This window comes from Endozoicomonas sp. ALC013, from assembly GCF_049310205.1.
GTDB lineage: Bacteria > Pseudomonadota > Gammaproteobacteria > Pseudomonadales > Endozoicomonadaceae > Endozoicomonas.
In genome coordinates this window covers 1-3,760 of sequence record NZ_JBLYNS010000263.1, presented here as the reverse complement: position 1 = coordinate 3,760, position 3,760 = coordinate 1, and the positions used below count along the sequence as shown (strand labels likewise).

Sequence of the window (3,760 nt, the reverse complement as noted above, 5' to 3'; positions counted from 1 at the left end):
TTTGCCGACACAAGGCGACGATTTTCCAGGTGCTCTGCCACTATTGGGGTATTCCTGCGCGGCAAGTAGCGAATGCTTCGCACCGTTTTGTTGAGATCAGCCCCGATGGCGGCCACACCTGGCGACAATACCAACTTGGTGGTGGCGGACAGGCCACTGCAGATATCACAGAACCCGACTGGGGGGATTATCATCGTCCAGACAATTCCAAGCTGAAGCTAACCGCTAAAAGGCGGGATGCCTATTCCGACCAAATTCTTGAGTCACCGGGATTTTCTTTGGGTAGTAAGATTAACTATTGTCTTGAAATTATTAAAAATGACTTACAGACAAATACAAACAGATCAGCTTCGACTGAGTTTATGCACAGATTTAAAGATTTCTATTCTGCATTCAACAGAGGACCGGTAAAAACCAGCACATTTCCGGATTATTGGGAGATACTATTATCACCACAAATGTTTTACCGGTTTGGTGAAAACATAAAAGATTGGAAAAGTATCATAGAAGAAAGCGCTTGGCATATAGTGGATAAGCATATGGCGGATAATATGGTCAATTGCAGTGTGAAAGATTCTTTCCTTAATTCGCATCTGAAGATATTATGCTCCCTGATACATGCACAAAAGCCTGATGTGCACTATTTAAACTGGCTATGTGATCTTTACCGCTCAGTGCCTGAATTTCTGAAATATGTATTATTGGCCATCTTACAGACATTCTCCGGGTTCTGTGATTCCTGTCAGTTAAAAGGCCGGGTAAAACGAATGCTTATGTCTTATTCTCTAAGATCCATAAAAATTGACAAGCTTGATCCGGTAACAGATCGTGGTAAACGATTTTCACAGCGGTGCATAAAACTTGTCAAAACGATGACTATGAGCCGCTCACTTTTGGAGCGACTTTCGCAGCATCGCATCCATCAACAACTCCACCACCAGCCTGTGGGCAATTACATTATCGTCCCTGAAAAGCTTGTGTCCGGAGAGACTGCTTTCCTGAATATATCAAAATCTACAATCTACAAACCCATTATCTTCGATTGTACTTCTTTGCCAGAACAAGAAGTAACCGACAAGATTTCTGGAAGAATAAAATCCGGAATAAGGTCAGAAATTAGAGAATTACATGAGAGTGAAAAGAGTTTAGATTTACTCTCGATGATAAAAAAAACATTCTTTTATTGGCTGGCAGTTCACCACATGGATGATGCCACTTCTCCCATTTGGTTGACTTGCCTTTATGATAGTTATTCTAAGACAATGCAGCCTTTCCATGTTTTTAACCTTGAAGCCGTCAAGTGGAAATTTGATCACATCTCCCAATTAAAATTACCCCCGGAAAGTATAAAAGGCTATTTTAACCAACCTTCCGCTGTCGTTCTTCAAAAGGATGATTTGCTTGCTCTTTTAGACGAGTTTCTTGTTTTGATCGCAGACTAGGAAAATAGATACCTTATACTGAGGAAGTACAAAAAGTTGTAAGCGAGTACCAGAATACTCAAGCCTCGCTTAACCATGCAATGTAGTAGGATTTTGGAGAATTTGTCATTTATTTTTTAAATTGTCACTTCTTTTTTAACTCTCCAAACATTTTGGAGGACATTAAATATTTTGGCAACCAATGTCCATAATTATATTTCATTAATTCATGGAAAATATAAAACGTAGACTACTCTACGGCATCAACAGGCATTAGTTTTTACTGGCTTTTTTTCTCTTCCTTTTTCTCTTTTTTGGTTTCTCTGTTTGCTCTTCTAAATATTCTTCAGCGGTAAAATAACAGTCATCCGAAAACTGCCATTCTTCATCGGCAGTAAAATATGCCTCATCTGCTGCCTCCTCACCACTGCTATGTAACACAAGAGCATGGACCTCTGGCGAGACGGCTAACTTTATCTTTATATGCTCAATAACTCTTTTCATTGAATCCTGGTTATTAAGCTTGTTCACCGGTATTTCAATGACCTCAAATCCTAATTTTTTCAGCAGGGCGACTTTCAATAAAGTCGAACCATTCCTGGTTTTGAAATCACCACACACGTAATGAGAAGGTCCCTGAACGTCGATCACCAGGTTGTAATCTGGCAGTAGCAGGTCAACCGGAGGTAATGAGTTCAAACTCTTTTCTTCTTCAATCTTCAAAGACGGAAGGCTGGATTGCAGTTGATCGCGCAAGCTGGATTGAGATTGTGAAGTAATCGTCGGGTAATGGGGGACGACCGGACACGCTCTTCCAAGCCAGCTTGCTGCCATGGCAATGATGGATTCATCCTCTGTATCTATTTGCAAGGTATTTTCCAGGCGAGAAAATAGTTCACCTATGTGCTTTTCAAGCAAGCTTTTATTATTGGTGTAATTACAAAGATAAAACCTGGCACAAAATACCATGACTCCCCAGAGAGACATCAATACACCCTGGTGATAGAACTGAGAGCTTTCACTGACTCTTTCGACAAGAGAATCGAACGTAGATTTAACCAGGTTCAGCTCAATAGCCTCACCCAGTTTTGCCAAGACCCACAGCAGGTTGGTGACTTCCTGTGGCTTGAAGTGGTCTTTTTCTTCTGTTGATTCGACTTTGTTTTTTACATTGTACAAAAGCACGGTCATGATTTCTTTGAGCTTCGCTGTCTTCTCTAGCCCGTTGTCCCCCAGTTTTGCCAAGGCCCACATTATGTTGGCGACTTCCTGTGGCTTGAATTGGTCTTTCTTTTCTTTTGATTTGGCTTTGGTTTGCATCAGGGGCAACAGCGCGCCCACAGCCTCTTTGAACTTTGCCACCTTCTCCAGTTCCAGCCCGTTGTCCACCAGTTTCGCCACGGCCCACACCAGGTTGGCAATATGCTGAGGATTAAAGTGCTCTTTCTCTTCTTTTGATTCGGCTTTGGTTTTCATCAGGGGCAACAGCGCGGCCATGGCCTCTTTGAGGTTTGGTGTCGTCTGTGCCAGCCCGTTGTCCACCAGTTTCGCCAGGGCCCACAGCAGGTTGGCCACTTCCTGTGGCTTGAAGTAGCCTTTTGATTTTCTGGTTTTCACATGGGGCAACAGTGCAGCGACGGCCTCTTTGAGCTTCGCTGTCTTCTCCAGCGCCAGCCCGTTGTCCACCAGTTTCGCCAGGGCCCATTGCAGGTTGGCGACTTCCTGGGGTTTAAAGTGGTCTTTGTCTTCTGTTGATTCGGCTTTGGTTTTCACAAGGGGCAACAGCGCGACGACAGCTTCTTTGAGCTTCGGTGTCGTCTCCAGCTCAAGCCCGTTGCCCACCATTTTTGCCAGGGCCCACAGCAGATTGGCAGTACCCCGGGTATCAATACCCAGGGCGTCAGGTTCTTGGTTGCACTTAAGAATTACTGCATCAAGTAACGTTGACAAAAAAGCTGTCTGAGCCTCCTTGCTTCTCTCATTCATGTACTTATGTGGGGTAAAAACACCCGCTGATGTAAATGCATGAAGCGTCGTCGTCAGGCTTCTCCAGGTCCACCCGGATGTCGCTTTAAAAGCGTGCAACAAGGGTATCAGTTGGCGTTGTTCACTGTGATTTAATGGTCGTTTTGACCTTGATGTGTATTGTTTGATTGAACAGGCAAAATGACTGTGTTTTTTTCCTTTATAGCGATCACCATAATGAGTAGATATCCTCATCAGGTCATCCATTTTTGCTTGTGTGATAAGAGCATTAAAATCCTGAACCGGTTTTATTGAATGTCTTGGTGGATGGTTAGCAGAGGAGGCGTCAGAAGCACGATAAAATGCATGACGCT

Annotated in this window: 2 protein-coding genes; one reads left to right on the top strand and one right to left on the bottom strand. The window is 43.5% G+C overall.

The features are described 5' to 3' along the window. The coding region (locus ACO6V1_RS22865; protein WP_422468786.1) for a hypothetical protein at nucleotides 1–1,442 on the top strand (1,442 nt) is incomplete at its 5' end. 252 nt (nucleotides 1,443–1,694) lie between these two features. Here the strand turns inward: ACO6V1_RS22865 and ACO6V1_RS22860 are convergent. Continuing rightward, nucleotides 1,695–3,760, bottom strand: a 2,066-nt coding sequence (locus ACO6V1_RS22860) for a DUF1601 domain-containing protein (RefSeq protein ID WP_422468783.1), incomplete at its 5' end; no start/stop codon positions are given.